The organism is Leifsonia sp. SIMBA_070 (assembly GCF_046534635.1).
In the GTDB taxonomy this organism is placed as follows: Bacteria; Actinomycetota; Actinomycetes; order Actinomycetales; family Microbacteriaceae; genus Leifsonia.
The window spans coordinates 1-273 of the sequence record NZ_JAWRYK010000261.1; the positions used below are offsets into that span (position 1 = coordinate 1).

At 65.2% G+C, this 273-nt stretch carries 1 protein-coding gene; it reads left to right on the forward strand.

The genetic code is table 11. From position 1 onward, the window contains the following. The coding region (locus tag SB754_RS20265; protein WP_410784161.1) for a hypothetical protein at positions 1–273 on the forward strand (273 nt) is incomplete at both ends.

The window sequence follows — 273 nt, forward strand, 5'->3', positions numbered from 1 at the left end:
TTTTGTAGGCTCCCTGGCCGACCACATCACCTGTCACGAGCTCTCCATCGATGAGGCCGCCCCCTGGACTCCTGCACCGTTGCCGGGGCAGTACGCCTCCCTGATCGGCGAAGCGGACCCCGAAGACCTGGATTATGTGGGAGGGCTGGGCGCGTACTACGTGTCCCTGTCCAGATACCAGCACACGGGACTGGATGCCGCCGGTCTGCGGCGTGCGGCGCATGCCTATCTGGACCGGCACGGCCCAAGTTTGTCCGACTGGTCAAAGCCCGG